Origin of the sequence: Paenibacillus hebaui (genome assembly GCF_051934385.1) — a bacterium.
Taxonomy (GTDB): domain Bacteria; phylum Bacillota; class Bacilli; order Paenibacillales; family Paenibacillaceae; genus Paenibacillus.
In genome coordinates, this window is the sequence record NZ_CP196836.1 from 2,086,031 (window position 1) to 2,111,343 (window position 25,313).

The window sequence follows — 25,313 nt, forward strand, 5'->3', positions numbered from 1 at the left end:
CTCTGTACCTCCTTTATTGGATGACTCCTCAGAATCCGGCCAGATAGGTTGAGTATTCCAGCATTGCTTTGACAGAAGGCCGGATTTTGCTCTCGCTAAGCGGCGTATTATCGTTCTTGGATGGTTTGGAATTGACTTCGAGCAGCCATACCCGTCCGGTTGTGTCCAGAGCCAGGTCAATGCCGAGTTCGCCAAAATGGGCGGGGATAGCCCCCTCTATGCCTTTGGCAATATCCAACGCAGCCGTATGCAAGCCAGCATAAGCCGAAGCTTTGGCTGACCCGGACAACTGGGTTTTGGCAACAGCTTCCTTGACGGTACTCAGGCTTCCGCCCCGTGCCAGATTGGATACGTAGTGACTGCCTCCTGCGATACGTGCGACGATGGAGGTGACACTCCATTTGCCGGTACGGTTTTTTTGTACAAGTGCACGAAAATCGACAGGTCTACCGCTGTTATCAATAAGGGTCAGACCCTGTTGAATCTGGTAACGCGTCGTTTTCATTTTCCCGGACAGACTGGCATACAATTTATCCAGAGAAACATACGTTTGTTTGCGGGTGCCTCCAACGCCAGTCGCGAGGGTGAGGAAACTGCCATCGTTTTGACGAGAGACCCGGATGATGCCTTTGCCCAATGAACCGCGTACTGGTTTCAGAAAGACAACGGGATGTCGGTTGCACATCGTCTTGAGTATGGCGGATGTCTTGAGCAAATAAGACTCGGGAAGAACTCGTTTAAGCGTTGAAATGGACTTGAGTGCATCAAATACTTCATTTTTGTCCAGAAACTTTTCATTGAAGGTTTGTGTGCCGTAGAGCGATTTTACTTCTTTCATAAAATGCTGTACGCTAGGTTTGTTCTCAAGCTTACGGGACGTTAGCCGGTTATTGACGACGTCTGCTACAGGCAGAACAGTCTTTTTCCAGCCGTCATCATACACCCAGCCTTTCATATATCCCGTTACCGTTCCAATATCCTCCGGTGTGAAAAAGGATACATAGGCGCCCTGCTTTCGGCAGGCGTTCACCAGTTCTTGACAGAACATCGTGATGGAGCCAAAGGGCCGATCGGGCTGATCGGGGTAATCCTGGCTAACCAGTACACTGATGTGAGGTCCAAGACGCAGCGTACGACTGGCTGAACGATAGGACACGCGCAAGACTGAACGGGGAACCAGGCCGGTCTTGCTGGCAACCGTCTGATTGATGCGCAAACCATCATATTTCGGAACCGGGATGACAGTGACTTCACTGCGGAAAGAGCCGAATTGTAGTTGAAGCGGCCTTCCCGAAGGGATTTTAAGTGCCTTGAGCACCCCTTCGCCCAGCATGATGACGTCGTCCTGCAGGATGCCCGAGCCGGTAACCTGAATCGTTACTTTTTTTGTGGACATCACAGATCTCCTTCCGGGCGGCAACTTGATGTCTGATCTTGAAGTTGAACGGCATCTAAACATGGCATGTGCTTCATCATATGAGGACATATAACCCTTGGTGATTGACCCATTTGGATTAAATGCATTTGATGCTCGGCAGGGGATGAATGACCTGTTTCCACCAGCTTTGTTTGACGGAATTGAAATGCGTGTATTAACTCGGGTGAACGTTGCGATGAGAATACGAATGAATAACAGACTGACAACCCAATATGAGGAGGAATTATAATGAACATTTATGACAAAGCGAATGAGTTGGCTAAAGCACTGAGAGAAAGCAGCGAGGTAGAAGAAATTACTTCTGCGATGAAACTGATCGAGGTGGACGCGGAAGCGAAGGCGATGCTGGATAATTTCCGTGATCAACAGATGGAATTGCAACAACGTATGATGAGTGGGGATATGCCTGCTCCGGATGAGATGGAGAAAATGGAGAAACTCTTTGAAGTGTTGAGCCTGAACCTGAACATCCGTCGTCTGTTTGATGCTGAGCGTCGCCTGAGTGTCATTATTGAAGATGTGAACAAAATTATTGCAGACAGCCTGGGTCATCTGTATGGCGGCGCTGAAGCCTAAACCTAAATCTAAACCTAAACCCTACAGCCTTGTCCCCTTTTTTTCCTGAACCTTTCATATTACCTCCTTATCGTTCATAGACTAGACATATAGAGTCGATCAAGAACGAAGGAGCTGTGAATGGTGAAAAGGTTGAAAAAAGCAAAACATGTGATCTATCTGCTTATCGCGTTGTCGATGCTGGTCATTGCGTTGCCGCGGATTTCCTTTGCTGGTGGAATGGACTGGGTTAATATTTTTGGCATCGTATGGGTGCTGTTCTCCTTATTAATCGTTGGTGCACATCTGCATTTTATTCTCGGAGTAGATGAGGAGAAGAAACGTGCACTCGAAGCCGTTCGGCGGGCCAAACTGCGGCAATGGGAGATGAAACTGCTGGACAAGCAGGAGCAGAGCAAATCTGTATAAGTGCCTGTTCAAAAAGTCTGTTTTTTAGTAGCGGACTTATTGAACAACCTCTATAAGGTTTGGAGCAAGGCCGGAATCCCTTCTGTGTGAAGGGGCCGGTCTTTTTTTGTACGAACCGATCAGGTGCTGTGCCGATTAATGTGATTTATGCGGCGTTTTTTTCTTCAAGAGAAAGGCATGTGAAGTGGGGTTATTTTCTTTACGGCGTGTTATAATAGATACAGAATAGTACAGTTGGTTCTTTGGGGGTGGTACAGATGGATGGACAGGAAGAGAACGTGACAAAGCATGAACAGTTGCTTCAACATATTGAACGACTGAAGGTTGGCAGTAAAATATCGGTACGCGGACTTGCAAGGGAACTGGGGGTAAGCGAAGGGACGGCATATCGTGCGGTAAAAGAAGCAGAGAACTTTGGCCTGGTCGTGACCAAGGAACGAATCGGGACGGTGCGGATCGAGAAAAGACCTCGCGGCATGACAGAGCAGCTGACCTTTGCTGACGTGGTGACCATCGTGGAAGGCCATGTGCTGGGCGGAAGCGACGGCCTTGACAAACCCCTGCATAAGTATGTGATCGGTGCGATGAAAGAGCAGGCGATGGCACGTTATATTGACGCTGGAAGTCTGTTAATTGTAGGTAATCGGGAAGATGCACATTCTCTTGCCCTCGAACAAGGAGCAGGTGTGTTAATTACAGGTGGCTTCGGTACAAGTCGTGAAGTGAGAGTGATGGCGGATGAGCTGGGGCTGCCAATCATTTCCTCCAGACATGATACATTCACAGTGGCCTCCATGATCAACCGTGCGATCTTCGATCGGCTGATTAAGAAAAAAATTATGCTTGTTGAGGATATTATCGGTCAGAAACCTCGCCTTCAGGTGCTTAAGGTCACCAGCTCAGCCGCAGATTTTCATATGCTGGTATCGGAGACGGGAGAGCACCGCTTTCCCGTGGTAGACGAATGGAACCGGGTCATCGGGATTGTGAGTCTGAAAGATGTGAGCGAGCTTAAAGAAGATCAGAGTATTGAGAAATGCGTTATACGCCGTCCAATTACGGCTTCTCTGCAAACTTCTCTGGCTTCTGCGGCTCAGATCATGACATGGGAAGGCATCGACTTCCTGCCCATTGTGGATCGGAACCGCAAATTGATTGCGTCCGTTACACGCAAGGAAGTGCTGCAAGCCATGCGGGATGCACAGAAGCAGCCGCAACTTGGAGAGACGTTTGATCATCTGATCTGGAACGGGTTCGCCGAGGAGCGCGGAGAGCAGAACGAGTTATTTTTTCACGGATTTATCATTCCACAGATGGCGACAGACCTGGGCACCATTTCTGAGGGCGTTTTGTTGAATGTGATGACACAGGCGGGACGACGTGCTGCCTGGGACGTTACAGGAAATGACCATGTGGTGGATAATGTGACGACATATTTTGTCCGTCCAGTACAGATTGAAGATCAAATCCTGGTGCGTCCAATTATTCTGGAGACCAGCCGAAGGACTTGCAAAATGGACATTGTGATTACTCGTGAAGGAAGCGTTGTGTGCAAAGCGGTGATGACGCTGCAATCCATTGACCATGCCTAGAATGGCGAGTCGTCCTAGCTTCATAAAAAAAGAGTACTCCCTGATCGAAACGCTGTGCTGAATTCCGTCGATAAACGCGGTTCAAGCTTCGTTCGATGGTTGGGAGATACTCTTTTTTTGGTACAACAATCATATCGTCGAATGCATTAGGCAGATTGCCCGGGGGTGTTCCCTGTTTTATTGCCCTCGCGATTCTGAATCCGCGCATAGTAACTTCGATTACGTAAGCCGGCGAACAGGTTGTACGCTCCCATAATCAGAAACAGCGCTTCCACAACGACAGATAACGTGGAACCCGTAAAAACAAACATCAGGATCAGGGCAAGAATAATCAGCATGCCGCCCATCCAGATGTTGGTCCACGAGCGATAAAGACCAGCAGTGGCAGCGTCAGTGGTTCTGCGTGAACGAATGCTGTTCAGAGCAGAACAGACCATGGCAAGGGCAAAGATGGCGATCAGGACATATTTGAGTACATCGATGAACACGAAGACGCAGCTCCTTTTCTGGAAAGCATTTACTGCCCCTATTGTACCATGAGGCTAAGGACGAGGGCAGTTTTTTCTGGCTGTCATCTCGTTTCCAAAGTGGGAACGTGCATCCGAATCTGTACCCAGACTTGCAGCACACCTTCCATGACCAGCATCGTTTTTACTTGGACGGTATACTCCTTTTCTCGAACTGTGTACACTTTCTGATTCAGCATGATCCGCGTCATTTTGCTGTATTCGTCGATGTTGAATACGTCCCTGCCCCGGAGAACCTCCAGCTCATCTCCCAGTTTCTGCAACATGATTTTAAGCGAAGCCTCATCGGGACCCTTGTCAGAATCTTCTGCACGAACCTTGATTTCCTTGATGACGGTTTGGCGTTTACTATATTTTTTCAGCGTTTTAATATCCTCCTCATTCTGATGCAGCTGAAGCTGCAACTCCTGATTGTTCAGCCATAACTCGTTGTAACTCAGGTGAAAAACACCGTTGTACACGATACAGCCAGCGATCATTCCCAGAATAAACACAGCGGTCATGCGCATCAGCGGCCGGTAACGCGAAAAAGGCGGAATTCTCATGGGCGCTGTCCCCGGGCCATGCTAAACCCGACCTCCACCGCAGACCCATTTCACCAGTTCGGTACCCATATGTGCTCCCATAAAAGCAGAGATCAGGTACAAAATTTGTTTGACCGCTGGCGACAGATTGCCGACCAGTACATTGCTCTCGATCACACGCATGGGATCAATGGTCCCGCCAACGGCCGCTGCGAGCGCCCAGATTTTTATTTTTCCGGCAACATCAAGCATCGTCTGTGTTGGAGGCTGGAGAGAGACCACGGCCCCTACACCTCCAATCATCGCGCCGCCCAGCACGATCCCAAACGCAATGAAGAAATCAAGAATGGCTTTGGATAAAAATGTGCTCATCTGGCAACACCCCTTTCAGACCAGCAGCACACCTCCTGTCTTTGGTCCGTAACAGGGGGAGCGGCTTGTACTTCTATTGTATGGGCGTGCCCCCGAGCGTTATGATAAAATAGAATAATAAAGTACTCTTTAAGTAGGGTGAATCTATATTTTCATTATATTTAATTTAGATTGAATCGAATGATGCAAAATGATGATAGAAGAAGGTAGAGCAGCAGACGGTTTGTAAGTAATAAGGCTGCTGCGACTATCCGCGGCGAAAGGAAGAAAAAAACATGAGTTCTTTTGTGCATTTGCACGTTCACAGTGAATATAGTTTGCTGGACGGCGCTGCGCGTATTCCGGATCTCGTGGACAAAGCCGCAGATCTCGGAATGACAACACTGGCGCTGACCGACCACGGCGTGATGTATGGTGCGATTCCTTTTTATAAAGCCTGCGTCAAACGAGGCATTAAGCCAATCATAGGTTGCGAGGCTTACATGACTGCCGGGTCTCGCAAAGAGCGGGGAAGCCGCAAGGATCAACCGATCCATCATCTGATTTTGCTGGCCAAGAACATGACGGGTTATCGCAATCTGATGAAATTATGCTCTATTGGACATCTGGAAGGCTTTCATTATAAACCACGTGTGGATATGGAAAGTCTGGCTGTACATCATGAGGGCATTATCTGCCTCAGTGCTTGTCTGGGCGGTGAGGTACCACAGCATTTGTTGCACGGACGTGAGGAAGAAGCGAGACGTGCGGCATTACGCTACAAAAATATCTTTGGTCCCGATTTCTATCTGGAGCTGCAGGATCATGGGCTTTCGGAGCAAAAAAGAGTGAATCCCCAGCTGATTCGTCTGGCTGCCGAACTGGATATTCCACTTGTGGCAACCAATGATGCCCACTACCTGTCCGAAGAGGATGCTGAGCTTCAGGATGTGTTGATCTGCATTGGGACAGGAAAAACGGTAGATGATGAGAATCGTCTTCGAATCGGAACTAATCAGCTCTATCTGAAAAGCGAAGAAGAGATGGCTCGCTTGTTCCCTCATATGCCTGAAGCTTTGGCTAACACCGTCCGCATTGCGGAGTCCTGTGAATTGGAGCTGGAATTCGGCAAATCAATTCTGCCTGAATACAGACCGCTTCCCGATGGACTCAGCCCTTCGGCATATCTGCGTCAGCTGTGCGTAGAGGGAATGGAAGAACGCTATGCTGATTCATCGCGCTGGACAGACACGGAGCTTAGATCCGAACTCGAACAACGACTGGATTATGAGCTGCGAGTAATAGACAGTATGGGATTCTCGGATTATTTCCTGATCGTATGGGACTTTATTGCCTATGCTCATCAACAGGGGATTGTTACCGGACCGGGCCGGGGTTCCTCCGCAGGCAGTCTGGTTGCTTATACCTTGCGTATTACAGACGTTGATCCCATGAAGTACAATCTGCTCTTCGAGCGGTTTCTGAATCCGGAACGGATCTCCATGCCGGATATCGATATCGACTTCAGTGATGAGCGGCGGGACGAAGTCATTGACTATGTGGCGCAAAAATATGGCAGAGCCCATGTCGCGCAGATCATTACCTTTGGTACCATGGCTGCCCGGGCTGCAGTTCGGGATGTCGGACGGGCACTGAATGTGCCTTACGGCGAAGTGGACAAGGCTGCGAAGCTGATTCCGGCGCAGCTTGGTATTAATATTCAGCGGGCGATGGAGGCTACACCTGAACTGAAAGCCCTGTATGAGACGAAGCCCAAAACGCGTGAGTTGCTGGATATGGCTATGAAGGTCGAAGGTATGCCTCGTCATGCCTCGACACATGCTGCCGGGGTTGTCATCTCCCGTGATCCGTTGACCGATGTAGTGCCGCTTCAGGAGGGTAGTGAGGGTACGGCATTAACCCAATATTCGATGGAAAATCTGGAGTCGATTGGATTGCTCAAAATGGATTTCCTCGGTCTTCGTACCCTTTCGATTATTGAACGCTGTCTGCGCTGGATTGGCGAAAATGGTGAAATTCCAGATTTTCGTCAAATTCCGGATGACGATTCGTTAACCTACGAGATGCTTGGCCGAGGCGATACGATGGGCATATTCCAACTGGAATCTGCTGGTGTTCGTCGGGTGCTGAAAGAGATGAAGCCAAGTGTATTTGAAGATATTATCTCTGTGGTGGCCTTGTATCGTCCGGGTCCGATGGAGTTTATATCCAAATATATTCAGGGTAAGCATGGGAAGATCGAAGTGGAATACCCTCATGTGGATCTGGAGTCCATCCTCAAGGATACGTACGGCATTATTGTGTATCAGGAACAAATTATGCAGATTGCTTCCCGCATGGCAGGCTTCTCACTCGGTGAAGCAGACTTGCTTCGCCGAGCGGTCTCCAAGAAAAAACGGGAAGTATTGGATATGGAACGCGGACATTTCGTGCAGGGCAGTCTCAAGCAAGGGTATAGCGAAGAAGAGGCAGACCTGGTCTATGATATGATTGTCAAATTTGCCAACTATGGTTTTCCGCGTGCACATGCTGCTGCTTATGGTGTGCTTGCTTTTCAGACAGCATATCTCAAGGCCCATTATCCCGTTCATTTTATGGCATCCATGTTGACGGCCGTGATGGGCAGTCATCGTAAAGTGGCAGAGTATGTTGTGGAGTGTCGGCGTATGAACATTGATGTGCTTCCGCCGGATGTGAATGAGAGCGGTATTCTGTTTACGCCTGTCTTTGTGTCATCCAGCAGCAGCGCAGGAACTGCGGATAAGGCTGAATCCATCGGTTCGGTGGGAAAAGATGCAAAGAGTGACAATGGAAGTCCCTCCGAGGACCATGGGGGGCATGACGCTGCTGCTTATTCCGAAGAAGCGGATTATGGGGAGGCACCTCTGCCAGATGATCCGGGCCCTTTACCGGAAGAAGACGGTGGTGCGTACGAGTGGCAAGCGGCAACAGCTGTGCCAGAGCAGTCTGAGGATCGGACAAGTTCGGGAGTGGTGACCGTTTCTACAGCAGAAAGGCTGCATAGTAAGGAAGGGAAAGACTCTGCGCGTACAGAGCAGCATGGATTGTCTTCAGTACAGGAGACAGACGCAGGGTCTGATCCGAATTCTGATGAAGATACGGTATCCGGTGGCATACGATTTGGTCTGGCTGCTGTGAAAAACGTGGGTACCCAGGCAATGGAAAGTATCATGATCGTCCGGCAGGAACGACCTTTCGACAGCTTGCTCGATTTTTGTCGTCGCGTTGATCTGCGTGTATGCAACAAACGTGTGATTGAATCGCTTATCCAGGCAGGTGCGTTTGACACTTTGCCTGGGCACCGGGCTCAATTGCTGGGGATGCTGGATGAGACCGTGGAAGCAGCTTTGAAATGGCGCAAAGAGCGCGAGGATCTGCAAATTCAGTTGTTTGACTTTGTTGAGACGCCAAACTGGGAGATTGAATATCCAGACATTCCTCCTTACTCTGGGGGGCAGCAATTGGAGCTGGAACGTGAATTGCTCGGCTTATATTTATCCGGTCATCCATTGGATGATTATGAAGAGGTGCTCGAATCCAGCGGTGCAGACCGGATTATGGAATTGACGGAAGCGGCCGACGACACAATGGCCGTCGCAGCTGGAATGGTCGTGTCTGTGAAGTCGATCACGACGAAACAGGGCAAGGCAATGGCGTTCATGGAGCTGGAAGACCAGATTGAACGCTGTGAAGTGGTTCTCTTTCCCGAGGTATGGCGGCGCAGCCAGCAGCATGTCGGGAAAGGTGAACTGCTCGTCGTGCGTGCCAAGGTGCAGCAGCAGGACGAAGGGTTTAAGCTGCTGGCTGAGGAAGTGGTGCCGCTGACACCGGCGGCACTGGAACAGCAGCTGCGCAGCCGCGAACGGCGCGGTAAGCCCGGCAGCGGCAGTGCTTCGCGCCCGGCGCAGGCGGCTTCGCCGCGGCGGCCGGTGGGCGCGGGAGCCGAAGCGCAGCGCAGCAGCGCAGGCGTAGATGCTTCCGCTGCGCGTGGCGGCGGAAGCCAGGGCCCGGCAGTGGCGCGCAGCGATGCGGGCACAGGGGCAGCGGAGCCGGCGAGTTCGCTGACTGGCCGGGTCGCTCCGGCCGCTGGCAGCGGGGAGCATAGCCGTGGTTTGCGTGTGGTGGAGCAGCGGGTGTTCGTGAAGATCACGACGGAGGCGGAGAAGCCAGAACTTCTCGCCCGTCTGAAGCAGCTACTACAGCAGCACCCTGGACCTGTGGCGACGGTGCTCTTCTATGAGCAGCAACAGAAGCTGCTTGCGCTGAGTGATGCGTATCGGATTAAACCGTCACCTTCACTTTTTTCCGAAATGGAGAAGATGCTGGGTGAAGGCACGGTCAAAATTAAATAAGAGGTTGACCCGCAAGTGATTGTTCTCTCGCCTCGAAGAGCTAACGAATCTGCCACGCCTTAACAGGTGGTTAATCGTGGAATGCCAAGTTTAACGAACCTCAGTGACGTTATTGCGTTACAAAACGGCGTCAGAACCTAAAATTCGACCAAATAAACGAAATAGCCTCTCTGTGATTCGTTATACCGCATACCTGTGGAAATTGGAGCGAATAGCGTGTGCTTGTTTCGTTAGACCGGAATAACGGTAAAAAGGTACACCGCGCCCGGCTCCCAGCATGCTGCAATTGCTGCATGTCAACGGTGGTCAGCCAATGTGCTTTCACGCCATGCTCATGACTTATGGGGTAGCCCTTATTCCTTATGATGAAACCTGTTCGGCTAACTGCCGGACAGGTTTTTGTTTTTGCGATAACCCGGCGGTTGTCACGGTTGGATAAGACGGTCGCAGACATATGCTGTATGTACGATCTTATATAATGAATTCGGGGGAGTATCCCAAACCAAACATCCACTTCTCCGCACTTTTTATGAACATTTTGCGAGTGTGCCGCATACACTTGAGAACACCGAAGGACCTGGGGGTCCTCGGGGGAGCGATGCGGGAGGTCGAGATATGTCATATGAAATCGTAGAAGCCATGCTGGCCCGGCGGGGTGTACAGATTGATGCAATCGCGGAAATTGTATATCGTCTGCAAAAAGGGTACCACCCGGAACTGACTATGGATGACTGTGTTACCAGCGTAAAATCGGTTCTGCAAAAACGTGAGGTGCAATATACGCTATATACAGGTATAGCCCTCGATGAACTTGCTGAGAAACGTCTTCTGCCACAACCGCTGCAAGCCATTATGGAGGCGGACGAATCCTTGTATGGAGTGGACGAGACTCTTGCTCTTGGCATTACCCATGTATATGGTATGATCGGTTTAACCAGCTTTGGTTATCTGGACAAAGAAAAAATAGGTGTCATTCATGACTTAAACGAAGCGGGTCCGGCGATCCATGTGTTTCTGGACGACCTGGTTGCCGGGCTGGCTGCAGCGGCTTCTGCCCGAATTGCTCACAAAAATATTAAAGCAAAGAAATATCCTTCGGATCTGTAATCCCCTTCATTTGGATTTTCATCTTTTTTTTGTTATTTCTTTTACTCACTTCAAGGTCATCAAGGGCGGCCAGTGCTGCCCTGATGGGCCTATAAGTCCTTCATAGGCAAGAAAATTCCATCAACCATATCGGTTATCCTCATGGGACAAATGTCCCTCATGATCCGTATTTCTCCCCAAAGGTCCCGAACCCTTCCTTGCAGAAAAAAAGTGAGGTATGTTATCATTAGTCCAATAAACGGGCTCTGAACATTAGCTTAGGGGGCGGAAATGGCATGTGGACGGTGATTTACATTGCACCGACAGCAAAGGTTGCGGACAAGATCAAGACCAAGCTTTCGGAAGAAGGTTTTCTGGTACAGACCCGTCCCATCAGTTTATCCAAGCAGCAATTTGAGATTCGTGTCCCTTCAGGGGAATTGGAAGAGGTCCAGGAAGTGTTGAATTCGATTCTGCATTCTTGATTCATTCGATATCAGACGTGCCTTGGCAGATGAAGAAGTACCATCGGTACATAAGGGACTGACCGCGAAAGCGGAGAGAGGAATCGACTTGCATGTATTGTATGCTGCTGTCCTTCCTTCTTTTTTTGTTAGGACAAGGACCGACCTGGTTGCTCCCGGAGACCCTACCAAGACAGATTCAAACATCGGCGCAACAGTCTTTCGGTTATTGCAGGTAACATCAATCGTGCTGACAGAAGCCGCTGATCATTGCCTAATACCGGCGGATTTTTTTGTTGTGAATGCTGGACAAGGCCCATGGCAGCGTGTGGGTCGTAAGCGGTTTACCGCAGCACGCGGGTGAAGCTGCCATAAGCAGCGGACTGCAGGTTGCGGCCATCAAATCAACGGCTGAAGAGGTGTAGTTGTGTTCAAAGATATATTCCAGAAAAAACGAAAGTACGCTACCATACCTTCCGAGCGTGCGCTTCGCGGCGAAGGCCAGGAAGCCGGAGAACGCCCAAAACGTGAAATACCTGAAGGGCTTATGAACAAGTGCAGCAAATGCGGCACGATTCAATATAGCAAGGAATTGGAGAAAAACCTGAAAGTATGTCCTGCTTGCGGTTACCACATGCGTCTCAACGCAATGGAACGCATTGCTATGGTACTTGATGATCAAGGGTTTGTTGAGCATGACGCTGATATGATATCGGTTGATCCGCTTGGCTTTCCTGGATATAGCAATAAATTGGAACAACAACGCTTGAAGTCAGGACTGAAGGAAGCAGTAATTACGGGGGAAGGCACCATTGAGGGTCTTCCTGTCGTTGTGGCTGTGATGAGCTTTGACTTCTTTACTGGCAGCATGGGTTCGGTTGTGGGGGAGAAGATTACCCGTGCAATCGAGCTTGCGACAGAAAAGAGCTTGCCTCTAATTATATTCTCTACCTCAGGCGGTGCCCGGATGCAGGAGAGTATTCTTAGTCTCATGCAAATGGCCAAAACAAGCGCAGCCTTGTCTCGTTTGGATGAACAGGGTGGCTTGTATATCTCGGTGATCACGGATCCGACTACAGGCGGAGTCTCGGCTAGTTTTGCGAGTCTGGGCGATATTAATATTGCTGAACCTGGAGCCGTATTTGGTTTTGCCGGCCGAATTGTCATCGAGCAGACGATTCGTCAGAAATTGCCGGATGATTTCCAAACGGCAGAGTTTAATATGCAGCATGGTCAGCTGGATTTGGTGGTTCACCGGAAAGAACTTCGAACCACCCTTGGCAAGCTTCTGGATATGCATAGTGAAAAAGGAGGGGTCTAAATGGCGGGAGAGTTGCCATATGAAGCGCCTCTGGTTGAGATGCGCCAAAAGATTGAGGAGCTTGTACAGTTTGGACAGGAAAAAGGCATCGACTTTACAGACGAAATTGCCCGCCTGGAAGAACGTTATCATAGACTGGAAGAAGAGATTTACTCTGGCATAACAGCCGCACAGAAAATGCATCTGGCGCGGCATCAGCAGCGTCCGACGGCATTGGATCTGATTCAGCTGATCTTTACGGATTTCATTGAGCTGCACGGCGACCGTATGTTTGGAGACGATCTGGCGGTCGTTGGTGGACTGGCGAAGCTGAACGGAAAAACGGTAACGGTTATCGGACAACAGCGGGGGAAAGATACGAAGGATAATATCGCCCGCTTTTTCGGGAGCGCACATCCGGAAGGTTTCCGAAAAGGGCTGCGTTTGATGAAGCAAGCAGCTAAATTCGGTCGTCCAATTATTACATTTATTGATACTAAAGGGGCGTATCCGGGTAATACTGCAGAAGAGAGAGGTCAATCGGAAGCTATTGCCCGCAACCTGATGGAAATGGCGAAACTTCCGGTTCCTGTTATTGTTGTGGTCATCGGCGAAGGTGGAAGCGGCGGTGCCCTCGCTATGGCTGTGGGTAACCGTGTGTTGATGCTGGAGCATGCGATCTACTCTGCGATCTCTCCGAACGGGGCTGCTTCTATTCTCTGGAAAGATGCAACCAAGGCAGATCAGGCGGCTGAAGCGATGAAAATAACGGCCAAAGACCTTCTGGAGATGGAGGTCATTGAAGATATCATCCCTGAGCCACGAGGCGGTGCTCACCGGGATTATGAGGCGACCGCTGCTGCGATCAGTGGAGCTTTGGTTCGTCATCTGGATGAGATGAAGGGCTGGAGCGCAGATCAGTTGAAACAGGATCGGTATGAGAAATTCCGCAAAATTGGTTCCGTCACTTTCGAACCTCATGCGCCGATTGAAGCTCCTCAAGTGCCTGTGGAAGTCGACGTAGGGAGTAATTTGTCGGGAAATGCTGAATGATGTGACAAATTTCCTATACAAATGAGCAAAAGTATAGTAAATTTAATAGTTGGAAAAAGAAAAATAGATATAAAGATAGACCTTTAAAATCGGAGGAAACCCAAAATGCGCAAAACGAAAATTGTATGTACCATTGGTCCATCCAGTGAATCACTGGAGAACACCAAAAAACTGATTATGGCCGGTATGAATGTGGCCCGTCTGAACTTCTCCCACGGTGATTTCGATGAGCACGGCGGACGGATCATTGCGATTCGCCAAGCATGCGAAGAGCTGAACAAGACTGTAGCGATCCTGCTGGACACCAAGGGACCGGAAATTCGGACAGGTAAACTCGAAGTTGAGCCGATCGAACTGGTTCAAGACGAGTACATCACTTTGACAACAGAAGAAATTCTGGGCACCAAAGAACGTCTTTCCATTACGTATACAGATCTTCCGAATGATGTTGAACCGGGATCTACAATTCTGATCGACGACGGTCTGATCGGACTGACTGTGGTGGAAGTGCAAGGCACCGAGATCAAATGCCGTATCGTTAACGGTGGTTCGATCAAAAGCAAAAAAGGTGTTAACGTTCCGGGCGTTGCCATTTCTCTGCCGGGTATTACTGAAAAAGATGCTAACGATATCGTATTTGGTATCGAGCAAGGTGTCGATTTCATCGCGGCTTCTTTTGTTCGTAAAGCAAGTGACGTACTTGAGATTCGTGAACTGCTTGAGAAACACAATGCCGGACATATCCAAATCATCTCCAAAATCGAAAATCAACAGGGTGTCGACAACCTGGACGAAATCCTTGAAGTGTCTGACGGCCTGATGGTTGCTCGTGGAGACCTGGGTGTAGAGATTCCTGCGGAAGAAGTACCACTGGTACAAAAACGCATGATCCAAAAATGTAACGTTGCAGGCAAACCGGTTATTACAGCTACACAAATGCTGGATTCCATGCAGCGTAACCCGCGTCCAACACGTGCGGAAGCAAGTGACGTGGCGAATGCAATCTTTGACGGTACGGACGCGATCATGTTGTCCGGTGAGACAGCTGCGGGTAAATACCCTGTTGAATCCGTTCTGACGATGTCCCGTATTGCCGAAAAAGCAGAATCGGCTCTGCCTTACCAAGAGCTTTATCTGAAACAACGTGTTGCTCAACAAACAACGGTTACGGAAGCAATCAGCCAATCGGTTGCTCTGTCAGCTCAAGATCTGAACGCGAAAGCGATCATTACCTCGACTGAATCTGGACATACAGCACGTATGATCTCCAAATATCGTCCTGAATCTCCAATCATCGCAGTGACAACGGAAGACAGAACTTCCCGCCGTCTTGCATTGGCTTGGGGTGTAACACCAGTCAAAGGAAGACTTGTTGATTCCACTGACGCATTGTTTGAAAATGCAATTGAAGGCGGCGTGAAATCCGGACTCGTGAAAGAAGGAGACCTGGTTGTCATCACAGCAGGTGTACCTTTGGGCCGTTCCGGTTCCACGAACCTGATCAAAGTAAGCCAAATTCCAAACAAGGCATAATAGCTTTTGGATGAGAAGCAACAGGAATGAAGCAATGGGGCGTTTACGTCCCGTTGCTTTTTTTCCATCTTTATGACACGTTACAGCCGTTGAACACGTACTGATTGGTATATCGAAGGAGGCCGATAACATGCAACAACAGAGTCATGGTAGCTGGTACGCGGCACGCCTTCGCGTGCGTTATCAAGAGAGTGACCAGATGGGAGTTGTCTATCACGCCAACTATTTGAATTGGTTTGAAATCGGTCGAACCGAGATGATTCGCCAAATGGGGTATACATATCGTAAAATGGAAGAACAGGGGTTACTGCTTCCCGTAACAGGACTGGATGTGAAGTATCATAAACCTGCCCGGTATGATGACGAAATTATCATTTTCACCCGGATTGCTGCATTCAGTGGTCTGCGACTGAACTATGAGTATGACGTAAGACGCATGACGGCAGGCCTTGATGAGCATATCAGCATCGGCGAACGGGTATGGTCTTCCGATGAGTCACTCCCCGGCGAACGATTAGTTACAGGCTCTACCCAGCATGTATGGGTCAATGGGGACTGGAAGCCGGTCAGGCTGGATAAGGCAGCCTCTGAGCTCTACAGCGCGCTTGAGAAGGTGTGGCTTTCAGGAAAGGGGTAATATGTAATGCGAAGATGGATGTGGGCTGTACTATTAATCATTCCGGTTATTGAACTGTTTGGTTTCATTCTGATGAGTGACTGGATCGGAGCCGGGAAAACATTGCTTCTCATGGTTCTCACGTCCTTGATTGGTATAGCAATGTTGCAGTTTGAGGGGCGAAAAGTACTTGTAGATGCCAAAGCTGAGATGGAGCGCGGTAAGGTGCCTGGAAGGAAAATGGTAGATGGTCTTTTTATTTTTGTCGGTGGTTTTTTGCTGCTCATCCCAGGATTTATTACAGACCTGATTGGATTTACACTATTATTTCCGTTAACACGTTCAGTGTACCGTCTATTCTTCCTGGGCTGGCTGGAGAAAAAAATGAAAAACGGCAGTATTAAGTTTTACCGCCGTCCGAAATAAGAATAGAATAATTCACTACCTGAATTGAAGAGGCTCCGACCAGCAGAGATGTATCTGCTGGTCGGAGCCTTTATCATTCTGTATGTGTGTAGAAGAAAGTGATTATTTCATCGGACCCGTCCATTAATAATGTACGTTCTAAGATCACGAAGAACGTTGGCGCGGTTGAACGCATCCAGGATAACCAGGCTCACTGGGCCGATGATCAAGCCAAGTACACCGAACAGCTTCAGTCCAACAAACATGCCAACCAGAGTGGCAAGAGGGTCCAACCCGACACTGCTGGCGAGGACTTTCGGTTCAATGATTTGCCGGGCGATCAGTACAATAAGATACACAATGCTGATGCCAATGCCCAGGTACAGATCCCCGTTCATGAACAGGTATGCTGCCCAGGGCACCATAACCAGACCGACACCGAGATAGGGTAGCAGATCCACCAGACCGATGAGTAAAGCAATCGTAAAGGCAGACTTGACCTGCAAGACAATCAATCCGATCATGACAAACAATGCGGTGATGGAGATCATGATCAACTGGGCTCGTGCGTAACCGAACAGTGCTTTTTTTAGATCATTCCAGATGTCGGTAATCGGCTTGCGAATGGATGAAGGCACCCAACCTGAGACGGTAATGCTGTGACGAGACCAACTTTTGCTAATAAAAAAGGTAGACAGAAGAACAACGATTAATACCGCTCCCATATTGGGCAGAGAAGTAAGTAGATTCAGAATCATATTGAAAAATCCGGTGACCAGATCCGTCACAGCAGTACCCACGGTTTCCGTGGTTTTGCTAATATTACTGTTGATGGTTTCCTGATAATTAGGATTTTCCTTGTAAAATTCATTAATCTGCGCTGTCAAACTTTGAATCGTATCATTCTGAGTCCAACGGACAAACGTTTCCTTGATCTCATCGACATGAAGGTCGAAGCTCGTCGTAAGTGAAATGACTTCTTTCACCATGCGAGTAACAGCCGCCGACAGCACCACAACAATGGCCCCAAAATAGAGGATTAGTGACAGGGTCACGGCTAACCAGCGCGGGAATCGTGCTTTGTACTGAAGCAGCTTCACTAGCGGATTCATCGCATAGGCGACAATCCAGGCAATGGCAAAGGGATATAATAAAGGGGATAGCAGGTATATGGCAACGGCAATCAGAATGGTCGCGATAATGACCCATAAGCCGCGCAATAGGCGTTTCATTATGATTCTGTCCAAGCATCAACTCTCCTTATCGAATTCGAGGCTGCCCATAAAGGTAACTATCTAGTTAATATAGAGCAAATATACCGTTCTGAAACGCCGGGAGGTTGTCAAATATTCTCTTTTCTTTTGCCTAGAGTATGCCTCATTTTCACAAAATATAGCAATAGAAAGTTGATTAGTAACACCTTATTGTATAAAAAGAATAAAATGTCAACCTTGCTTTTGTAAAGGCTTTCAAAAATGCTTTATCGGTCTGATAAAGAAGTTTGATGTGCGAATGACCTTTCATCTTGTTCACATAAACGACAAAATCCAGTATGATGTTATAAGGAAATGCCGATTGACATATGAGAAAATCGGGTTTTAAGGTATTTATACATTTTAAAATGTAAATGTTTACAAAAGAGGATGAGTGCGTTTAGTACTCACATGAGATTCTGAATTGGTTCTTGATTTCGTTTATTAAAGGAGAGATGTAATATGACAGCTACCAAAGGTCTGGAAGGCATCGTTGCAACAACCTCCTCGATCAGTTCCATCGTAGACGGTGTGCTTACATACCGTGGTTACGATATTGACGATTTGGCTGAACATGCAAGCTTTGAAGAAGTTGCGTATTTACTGTGGTTTGGTAAATTGCCGACCACGGATGAACTGAAATCCCTTCGCAAAAGCCTGAGCGATTACGCGCCGATTCCGAGCGAGTTGATTGCACAAATCCGATTGTATCCGAAAAACATGAGCACCATGGCAGCGTTGCGTTCCGCCGTATCCGCACTGGCTCTGTATGATGAGCAGGCTGACGAGATGACAACGGAAGCGAATGAGAACAAAGCTGTTAAGTTACAAGCACAATTGCCAACGATTGTGGCAGCTATCGCCCGTATCCGTCAGGGCAAAGAACCTGTTCCTCCAAAAGAAGGCGCTTCCATCGCAGAGAACTTTTTATATATGATGACTGGTGAAGAACCATCTGAGACCGCTGTGAAAGCCCTCGATCAGGCACTTGTCCTGCATGCGGATCACGAGTTGAATGCTTCTACATTTGCAGCCCGTGTAACGGTAGCCACATTGTCTGATATTTATTCGGGTGTAACTTCTGCCATTGGTGCACTGAAGGGACCATTGCATGGCGGTGCAAACGAAGCCGTTATGAAAATGCTGAATGAAATCGGCACACCGGAACGTCTGGAAGCAGCTATTCAGGAAAAATTGAATAACCGTGAAAAGATCATGGGCTTTGGACACCGCGTTTACAAAAACGGTGATCCACGTGCCAAACATCTGCAGAAGATGTCCAAGGAACTGGGCGAGCTGAACAATGATACACGTCTGTATGATATGTCTGTGAAGATTGAGGAATTGGTGACAGGGCAAAAAGGCCTGAAACCGAATGTGGATTTCTATTCTGCTTCCGTATATACCCAGTTGGGTATTGAACATGAACTGTTCACACCGATCTTTGCCATCAGCCGGGTGTCAGGTTGGACCGCTCATATTCTGGAACAGCTTGCGGATAACCGTATCATTCGTCCTCGTGCCGAGTACACAGGCCCAACAGAACAGAAGTACGTTACGATTGAACTTCGCTAATGGCAACAAAAACGGTATAATAAACAAGGATGGGGTGAAGGGTTGAACCGTGTTGGCTATAATTAGCCGCGTGTTTATAACCCCTCTCCCAATAAGACAAGCGGTATATTATCATACTGCTCATACGAAACCAAGGAGGAATTATACTAATGAAATTAGAAAAATTTGCTCATCCAACTGAAGGCGAAAAAATTCAGATTGATAATGGTACATTGCAAGTACCTAATAACCCGATCATCCCATTTATCGAAGGTGACGGTACAGGCCGTGACATCTGGAAAGCTTCCAAGCGTGTATTGGATGCAGCTGTTGAGAAAGCATATGATGGCAACAAAAAAATCGCATGGTACGAAGTGTTTGCTGGCGAAAAAGCATTCAATACATACGGAGAGTGGCTGCCGAACGATACGCTTGAAGCCATTCGTGAGTATATCGTAGCGATTAAAGGTCCTTTGACTACACCAATCGGTGGCGGAATTCGTTCCCTCAACGTAGCATTGCGTCAAGAACTTGACTTGTACACATGCTTGCGTCCTGTTCGTTATTTCGACGGTGTACCTTCTCCGGTTAAACGTCCTGAATTGGTAGACATGGTCATTTTCCGTGAGAATACAGAAGATATCTATGCTGGTATCGAGTATGCAGAAGGTTCTGAAGAAGTGAAGAAAGTGATTCAGTTCCTGCAACAAGAAATGGGCGCTAACAAAATTCGTTTCCCTGAAACTTCGGGTATTGGTATTAAGCCTGTATCTTCGGAAGGTTCGAAACGTCTGGTACGTGCAGCAGTGGAGTATGCAATCGAACACAACCGTAAGACTGTAACATTGGTACACAAAGGCAACATCATGAAATTTACGGAAGGTGCCTTCAAAAACTGGGGTTACGAAGTGGCTGAAGAAGAGTTTGGCGACAAAGTATTCACTTGGGCACAATATGATGTAATTAAGGAAAAAGACGGTACGGATGCAGCGAATGCAGCGCAAAAAGCGGCTGAAGATGCTGGCAAAATTATCGTTAAGGATGCAATCGCAGATATCGCTTTGCAACAAGTATTGACACGTCCAGGTGAATTCGATGTTATCGCTACATTGAACCTGAATGGTGACTATCTGTCCGATGCACTTGCAGCGCAAGTTGGCGGAATTGGTATCGCTCCTGGAGCGAACATCAACTATGTAACTGGACATGCCATCTTCGAAGCGACTCATGGTACAGCACCTAAATATGCGGACAAAGATGTCGTGAACCCTGGTTCCGTTATTCTGTCCGGCGTTATGTTGCTTGAGCACTTGGGATGGCAAGAAGCGGCTAACCTGATCTACAAAGGTATGGAAACGTCTATCAACAACAAAACAGTTACTTACGATTTTGCACGTCTGATGGATGGCGCGACTGAAGTGAAATGTTCTGAATTCGCAGATCAAATCATTAAAAACCTGTAAGGGGTGACTAAAATCGTGACTATTCAGCGCAAAAAAATCACAGTAGTTGGTGCCGGATTTACTGGAGCTACAACGGCTTTGATGCTTGCCCAAAAAGAACTTGGGGATGTTGTACTAGTTGATATTCCTCAACTGGAAAACCCAACGAAAGGCAAAGCACTCGATATGTTGGAAGCCAGTCCTGTTCAAGGCTTTGACAGCAATATCGTAGGTACTTCCAACTACGAAGATGCTGCAGGCTCCGAGATTGTCATCATTACGGCCGGGATTGCCCGCAAACCGGGCATGAGTCGTGATGATTTGGTCAATACCAACGCAGGAATTGTGAAGTCCGTATGTGAAAATGTGAAAAAATATTGCCCTGATTCTATTGTCATTATTTTGAGCAACCCGGTAGATGCAATGACGTATGCAGCTTATCAGACACTTGGTTTCCCTAAAAACCGTGTGATCGGTCAGTCCGGTGTCCTGGATACTGCACGGTATTGCACATTCATCGCGCAAGAGTTAAATGTATCGGTTGAAGATGTTCGTGGATTCGTTCTTGGCGGACACGGAGACGATATGGTGCCACTCGTTCGTTATTCCAGCGTTGGTGGTATTCCAATCGATACGCTGATATCGGCAGATCGCATCGAGTCCATTGTTCAGCGCACACGTGTTGGCGGCGGAGAGATCGTAAACCTGCTCGGTAATGGTAGTGCGTACTATGCACCGGCAGCTTCACTGGTACAAATGACCGAAGCCATTCTGAAAGACAAGAAACGGATCATTCCGGTTATTGCTTACCTCGAAGGAGAGTATGGTTATAATGACTTGTTCCTCGGTGTACCAACGATTCTGGGCGGCAACGGGATTGAGAAGATTTTTGAACTGGAGCTGACTGCAGAAGAAAAAGCGGGGTTGGACAAATCCGCTGATTCGGTTCGCAACGTCATTTCCGTAGTGAAACTATAAGTTTGAAAACTTTATGACAGGAATACAGAGAAAACCTCCGGATTATCGGAGGTTTTCTTTTCTTTGGATAAGTTCCCCAGTATAATGAGATGTGATGTGATATATAGCACACTGAACTGAAATTTTTTGAGGAGGATGAAAATTTTGACAATGATTATGTATCTGCTTCATATTGTTGGAGCACTGGCGATGGGATTTTATCTGATCTTGCCATTCGTAGTTGGCAAAATCCGTACCTTGAGTGCTGCGGCACAAGAAGGGGCATTTACGTCGCTTCGTTCTTTGAACAAAATCGCGCAGTATGGACTTGTGATTCAGCTTCTTACGGGTGGTTACCTGATGACGAAAGGCGAGTATTCTCATCTGTGGATGGCTGTAGTTGTCGTTCTGCTGCTGGCTATTGCCGCTATTGGTGGAATTATGGGTAAACCGCTGCGAATGGCAGCAGAAGGTGTGAAAAGCAAGCGCGATGTGGGACCTGAGCAAAGTAAGATCCGCATGTTCAGTACATTGCTCGCTGTGTTCCTGCTCATTATGGTATATCTGATGGTGAATAATCAGGTGATCTAAGTCATGTTGCAGATGATCACACGATATCTGCGAATTGGAACTTAAAGCGCTTGCACTTACACTTGGACAAGCCAGTCGTATAGGGTAACTAGCTTGTTCTAGCAGATGAAAATAGACAGCCTCATAGGCTGTCTATTTTTGCGTTGACTCATGAGATCGGCATCCGGCATAGCGATAGCGTTAAACAACAGCTTTACATTTGATAAATAGCGTTATTCGGTCACGCCATACTTACAGCATGTGCGTACACGGCATTACGGCCATTGCGCTTGGACTCGTACAGAGCAGTGTCGGCATCGCGCAACAGGGACTCCAGGGAATCCGATTCACCATTATATTGTGCAACCCCAAAGCTTGAAGTCAGCGGAATAGAAATACCCTGCACATCCAGTGGATCATTGAACATAGCAACTCTCAGCGTTTCTGCGAGCTGCTCGCCATCCTTGAGATGCGCGTTGGGAATAGCGATCACAAACTCCTCTCCTCCATACCTGGCGAATAACATCTCTGAGCTCAGATATCGATTACACACAGAGACTACATGAATGATGGCCTGATCGCCAACCTCATGTCCATAGGTATCATTGATTCGTTTGAAGTGATCAATGTCAAATAAAATAACAGATGCTGGCTGCAGATTAAGCAGGGCTTCACTCAGAATTTCCCGACCTTTGTGCAGGAATTGTGTACGATTATATATTTTTGTAAGACCATCGAAATAAGCCAGTTGTTTCAGTTGTTCTTGTAGAAATCGCTGCTCCGTAATGTCAATAAGCATAATCAGCGTGCCTACTGCCTGGGTATCTTTGTCATGGACATAAGAAGTCCTGACCTGATAACAGACCGTTTCTCCGTTTAGTTGCCAGTACAGATCCGTTTGCAGGCCTTCCCTGCCATATTCCACAGGAAAACTCTCTCCAGCCAGCGAAAGCCAAATATCATTTAAATGTTGACCTACCATGCTTAACTCCAGCTCTGGCAGCATATCACGCAGAGACTTGTTGTAGTCGACCAGTCGATTATAGCTATCCAGCACGATAACGCCCTCACGCATGCTCTCGAAGATACTATCCTTGGCGATCGGTACGATGGTAAGAAGACGTGAGGATAGAATCGCCCAGATATACATTGCGGATGTAATGCACATGAGCACCGGAACAGGGTCCATCCCTTCTGGAGTCAGGCCAAGCAAATATAGGAAGGCCGCCACCATGGGAATAATCTGTGAGGAGATCAGTGTGAGTAACTGACGGCGATACATCCTTTTCGTATGTTTCCATTGTCGGATCAGAATCAGGCATGCACATAACAGACAGGAGAAGGTAAACGCACCATGAACAACGTACCATTGCCCTACGGCAATATCCATTAGAGGTACAGAACTGTTCTCTCTTAGCCACACCTTTTTATAGAAAAGATGATGAAAGTCATTCGTTGCCACCATAAATAGCGTAATAGAAGGGATTACAAACAGCGCGGCAGTTACCTTCTTGGATAAAGTTCTTCCCGTGTATTGTATCATCAGGATTAAACCGAGAGACGCGGAGAAGGGTATGCCCATATACTCCACAGTCGTCCAGAACTTCATCTGTTCCAACGTATTGCTGGACAGCTCAATCGCATATCCGAAGGTGTAGACGGAAAGTGCTGCTGTATAGAGGATGAATATTTTCGAACTGGGGATCTCGGATCTTCTAAAATACGTATATAAACACAGAAAAGCATTCAGCACAGCTGAAGTGGCTACTAGTGTTATATAAGAATTAATGTGCGATTCCATTGTTAGGTCTCCATGTCAGGTTAGAATGTTGGTTAAGCTTTAGATGTGTAATAGTCAAAGCATATCTGATCTGTATACTGTACATTGTACATCAGCCCAAGTAGCATAGGAATACACTTGGTATCCGGAAACAGTCTAAATCCGAAAAAAGTTTGAACTTTTGGCAAAACATACAATAGTGATATTCGTTTGTTTGATATCCACAGAGCGTGGTAAATAACGATTAGAGACAGCAAACAGACTTGGGTTGCTGTTCATCGCAGAAGAATAATCTGGACTATTCATGCCATCCTACAGAATGTGACTTTATCAGAGAACAAGAGACAAGGAAGTGTGCAATTGATGTCCGTGTCTTCTGTAATTCAAACTTGTTCATTTTGAGAGGAGAATGTTAGATGTCAACCAATACACAACAAAACCAAAAAACGATGCCTGCCCAACATCAGGATCAACGTCCCGGAATTGAATCGGAGATGCATCCCAGACCTGAATTTGAGAAGCCGGAATACAAGGCAGCAGGCAAATTGACAGGTAAGGTGGCGCTCATTACAGGGGGGGACAGCGGGATTGGACGGGCTGTTGCCGTTACGTACGCCAAAGAAGGCGCTGACGTGGCAATTGTATACTTGAGCGAGCACGAAGATGCCAAAGAGACGAAGCGTCAGGTCGAACAGGAAGGATGCAAGTGCATCTTAATTGCCGGTGACATTGGTGATAATGCCTTTGCCAAGAAGACGGTTCAGCAGACAGTAGATGAACTGGGCAAACTGGACATTGTCGTGAACAACGCAGCAGAGCAGCATCCACAGCAGAATCTGGAGGATATTACACCGGAACAGCTGGAACGTACATTCCGTACCAATATATTTGGCATGTTCTATGTAACGCAGGCAGCCCTGCCACATCTGAAGCAAGGCAGTACGATTATTAACACAACCTCCATTACAGCCTATCGTGGTAGTCCGACTCTGATTGACTATTCATCAACCAAAGGAGCGATCACTTCGTTCACACGCTCTCTGTCGATGAATGTGGTTGAGAAGGGCATTCGTGTCAATGCCGTTGCACCAGGACCGATCTGGACACCGCTCATTCCATCCACATTTGATGAGAAAAAAGTAAGCGAGTTTGGCGCAACGCAGCCGATGAAGCGCCCGGGACAGCCGGATGAACTGGCTCCCGCTTATGTATATCTTGCTTCGGATGATTCCTCGTATGTGAGTGGACAGGTGATGCATGTAAATGGCGGCGAAGTGGTGAACGGGTAATACGTTATGAAGCTTTAGATTCAGGGTAGAATTGATTATACAGAGGCGTATCACTTCAGCATGGCTGAGTGGTGCGTCTTTTTCATGTAGAATGAGTATGTAATCAAAGGACTCATTTAGCACCTGTTTACAAAAGACTGCATCTCCGTTGATACATATATGATATTTTACCATTAGCCCTTTCTGAAGCCGCTGTAGAGC

The 25,313-nt window shown here is 47.8% G+C and carries 24 protein-coding genes; 18 read left to right on the top strand and 6 right to left on the bottom strand.

From position 1 onward, the window contains the following. Positions 1–28 precede the first annotated feature (28 nt). Entirely contained in the window at positions 29–1,396 is a 1,368-nt protein-coding gene (locus ACR32F_RS09490; RefSeq protein WP_440118308.1) for a YheC/YheD family endospore coat-associated protein, read from the bottom strand. Positions 1,397–1,493: 97 nt separating this feature from the next. Here ACR32F_RS09490 and ACR32F_RS09495 point away from each other — a divergent pair, with 97 nt between their 5' ends. From ACR32F_RS09495 to ACR32F_RS09510, 4 genes are all read left to right on the top strand, one after another. Continuing rightward, the gene (locus ACR32F_RS09495) at positions 1,494–1,667 is read left to right on the top strand and encodes a hypothetical protein (RefSeq protein WP_440118310.1); all 174 of its coding nucleotides are present in this window, start codon (positions 1,494–1,496) and stop codon (positions 1,665–1,667) included. Next, complete coding sequence (locus ACR32F_RS09500; RefSeq protein ID WP_440118312.1) at positions 1,667–2,014, top strand: YlbF family regulator; 348 nt, start codon at positions 1,667–1,669, stop codon at positions 2,012–2,014. Before ACR32F_RS09495 ends, ACR32F_RS09500 begins: the two co-directional genes overlap by 1 nt. A gap of 120 nt (positions 2,015–2,134) precedes the next feature. Then, a complete protein-coding gene (locus ACR32F_RS09505; protein ID WP_062319949.1) occupies positions 2,135–2,422 on the top strand; it encodes a hypothetical protein in 288 nt (95 codons plus the stop codon). 257 nt (positions 2,423–2,679) lie between these two features. Continuing rightward, entirely contained in the window at positions 2,680–4,014 is a 1,335-nt protein-coding gene (locus ACR32F_RS09510) for a DRTGG domain-containing protein (protein WP_440118314.1), read from the top strand. Positions 4,015–4,160: 146 nt separating this feature from the next. Here the strand turns inward: ACR32F_RS09510 and ACR32F_RS09515 are convergent, their stop codons facing one another. The 3 genes from ACR32F_RS09515 to ACR32F_RS09525 form a co-directional block, all read right to left on the bottom strand. Further along, positions 4,161–4,502: a YtpI family protein gene (locus ACR32F_RS09515; protein WP_440118316.1), complete on the bottom strand. Its 342-nt coding sequence runs from the start codon at positions 4,500–4,502 to the stop codon at positions 4,161–4,163. A gap of 83 nt (positions 4,503–4,585) precedes the next feature. After that, positions 4,586–5,086 (bottom strand): hypothetical protein, encoded by a 501-nt coding sequence (locus ACR32F_RS09520; RefSeq protein WP_440118318.1) that lies wholly within the window; start codon positions 5,084–5,086, stop codon positions 4,586–4,588. 21 nt (positions 5,087–5,107) lie between these two features. Continuing rightward, complete coding sequence (locus ACR32F_RS09525) at positions 5,108–5,437, bottom strand: YtrH family sporulation protein (protein WP_440118320.1); 330 nt, start codon at positions 5,435–5,437, stop codon at positions 5,108–5,110. Between the two features lie 275 nt (positions 5,438–5,712). Here ACR32F_RS09525 and ACR32F_RS09530 point away from each other — a divergent pair, with 275 nt between their 5' ends. The 9 genes from ACR32F_RS09530 to ACR32F_RS09570 all read left to right on the top strand — a co-directional run bounded on the left by ACR32F_RS09530 (position 5,713) and on the right by ACR32F_RS09570 (position 16,288). Further along, positions 5,713–9,810 carry a DNA polymerase III subunit alpha gene (locus ACR32F_RS09530; RefSeq protein ID WP_440118322.1) on the top strand — a complete coding sequence of 1,366 codons (4,098 nt, stop codon included), beginning with the start codon at positions 5,713–5,715 and terminating at the stop codon, positions 9,808–9,810. Between the two features lie 615 nt (positions 9,811–10,425). Further along, on the top strand, positions 10,426–10,917 hold the full coding sequence (locus ACR32F_RS09535; protein WP_440118324.1) for a phosphatidylglycerophosphatase A family protein: 492 nt from the start codon (positions 10,426–10,428) through the stop codon (positions 10,915–10,917). Positions 10,918–11,192: 275 nt separating this feature from the next. Continuing rightward, positions 11,193–11,381 (top strand): hypothetical protein, encoded by a 189-nt coding sequence (locus tag ACR32F_RS09540; protein ID WP_017689496.1) that lies wholly within the window; start codon positions 11,193–11,195, stop codon positions 11,379–11,381. Between the two features lie 22 nt (positions 11,382–11,403). Next, positions 11,404–11,724: a hypothetical protein gene (locus ACR32F_RS09545; protein ID WP_440118326.1), complete on the top strand. Its 321-nt coding sequence runs from the start codon at positions 11,404–11,406 to the stop codon at positions 11,722–11,724. 63 nt (positions 11,725–11,787) lie between these two features. Next, complete coding sequence (accD, locus tag ACR32F_RS09550) at positions 11,788–12,681, top strand: acetyl-CoA carboxylase, carboxyltransferase subunit beta (protein WP_440118328.1); 894 nt, start codon at positions 11,788–11,790, stop codon at positions 12,679–12,681. Further along, entirely contained in the window at positions 12,682–13,713 is a 1,032-nt protein-coding gene (locus tag ACR32F_RS09555) for an acetyl-CoA carboxylase carboxyltransferase subunit alpha (RefSeq protein WP_440118330.1), read from the top strand. It abuts the gene before it with no gap. 105 nt (positions 13,714–13,818) lie between these two features. After that, positions 13,819–15,246 (top strand): pyruvate kinase, encoded by a 1,428-nt coding sequence (gene pyk / locus ACR32F_RS09560; RefSeq protein WP_440118332.1) that lies wholly within the window; start codon positions 13,819–13,821, stop codon positions 15,244–15,246. Positions 15,247–15,376: 130 nt separating this feature from the next. Next, positions 15,377–15,883, top strand: coding sequence for an acyl-CoA thioesterase (locus ACR32F_RS09565; protein WP_440118334.1), 507 nt, complete (start codon positions 15,377–15,379; stop codon positions 15,881–15,883). Positions 15,884–15,889: 6 nt separating this feature from the next. Further along, positions 15,890–16,288, top strand: a complete 399-nt coding sequence (locus ACR32F_RS09570) for an FxsA family protein (RefSeq protein ID WP_440118336.1) — start codon at positions 15,890–15,892, stop codon at positions 16,286–16,288. 107 nt (positions 16,289–16,395) lie between these two features. Here ACR32F_RS09570 and ytvI read toward each other — a convergent pair whose 3' ends face one another. Beyond that, positions 16,396–17,514, bottom strand: coding sequence for a sporulation integral membrane protein YtvI (gene ytvI, locus ACR32F_RS09575; RefSeq protein ID WP_440118338.1), 1,119 nt, complete (start codon positions 17,512–17,514; stop codon positions 16,396–16,398). Positions 17,515–17,982: 468 nt separating this feature from the next. Between ytvI and citZ the strand changes: the two genes are divergently transcribed. The 4 genes from citZ to ACR32F_RS09595 all read left to right on the top strand — a co-directional run bounded on the left by citZ (position 17,983) and on the right by ACR32F_RS09595 (position 22,064). Further along, complete coding sequence (citZ, locus tag ACR32F_RS09580; protein ID WP_440118340.1) at positions 17,983–19,095, top strand: citrate synthase; 1,113 nt, start codon at positions 17,983–17,985, stop codon at positions 19,093–19,095. 149 nt (positions 19,096–19,244) lie between these two features. Next, entirely contained in the window at positions 19,245–20,537 is a 1,293-nt protein-coding gene (gene icd, locus ACR32F_RS09585; RefSeq protein ID WP_440118342.1) for an NADP-dependent isocitrate dehydrogenase, read from the top strand. 15 nt (positions 20,538–20,552) lie between these two features. Continuing rightward, complete coding sequence (mdh, locus tag ACR32F_RS09590; protein WP_440118344.1) at positions 20,553–21,494, top strand: malate dehydrogenase; 942 nt, start codon at positions 20,553–20,555, stop codon at positions 21,492–21,494. Between the two features lie 144 nt (positions 21,495–21,638). Beyond that, positions 21,639–22,064 carry a hypothetical protein gene (locus ACR32F_RS09595; protein ID WP_440118346.1) on the top strand — a complete coding sequence of 142 codons (426 nt, stop codon included), beginning with the start codon at positions 21,639–21,641 and terminating at the stop codon, positions 22,062–22,064. A gap of 220 nt (positions 22,065–22,284) precedes the next feature. On the opposite strand, the gene ACR32F_RS09600 is transcribed toward ACR32F_RS09595, so the two are convergent. Continuing rightward, positions 22,285–23,844 (bottom strand): histidine kinase N-terminal 7TM domain-containing protein, encoded by a 1,560-nt coding sequence (locus tag ACR32F_RS09600; protein WP_440118348.1) that lies wholly within the window; start codon positions 23,842–23,844, stop codon positions 22,285–22,287. A gap of 395 nt (positions 23,845–24,239) precedes the next feature. On the opposite strand from ACR32F_RS09600, the gene ACR32F_RS09605 reads away from it, so the two are divergent. Then, complete coding sequence (locus ACR32F_RS09605) at positions 24,240–25,112, top strand: SDR family oxidoreductase (protein ID WP_440118350.1); 873 nt, start codon at positions 24,240–24,242, stop codon at positions 25,110–25,112. Positions 25,113–25,313 lie beyond the last annotated feature (201 nt).